The 405-nt window shown below is 61.2% G+C and carries 1 protein-coding gene; it reads right to left on the bottom strand.

The features are described 5' to 3' along the window. Positions 1-377, bottom strand: a 377-nt coding sequence (locus tag LXM55_RS32355) for an immunoglobulin-like domain-containing protein (RefSeq protein WP_233324207.1), incomplete at its 3' end; no start/stop codon positions are given. Positions 378-405: the final 28 nt, after the last annotated feature.

The raw sequence follows: 405 nt of genomic DNA, 5'->3' as shown, positions 1-405 counted from the left end.
GCTGGAGCCGCGACGGTAGCGGTGCCGGAAGTGGCACCGGCAGCGATGGTGATCACCGCACCGTTGGACAGGGTCACGGTGACCGGAGTGCCAGCGGCATTGGTCAGCGTGGCGGTGTAAACAATCGAGCCACCCTCGGCCACGGTATCGGTGGCGGTCACGCTGAGGGTGGTGGTGTCTGGTGTATCGGTAACCGAGGTTTCAGCTGGCTTGTCGTTGATCTCCAGCTTCTCGTAATTACCACCGTCGGCCTTGGTGATGGTGGTGCTCAGGGAGCTGCCACCCGCCAAGGCATCGTTTGGTGCGGTGAAATTCACCGAACCATGGCTTTCGCCAACCGGGATAGTGATGGTTTGACCGTTGGATAGGGTCACCACCACAGGCGAACCAGTCACAGGTGCGGAC

Origin of the sequence: Pseudomonas sp. Au-Pse12, assembly GCF_021341665.1 — a bacterium.
Classification (GTDB): Bacteria; Pseudomonadota; Gammaproteobacteria; order Pseudomonadales; family Pseudomonadaceae; genus Aquipseudomonas.
Note: the sequence above shows the minus strand (reverse complement) of the source record. Positions and strands in the feature narration are given on the sequence as shown.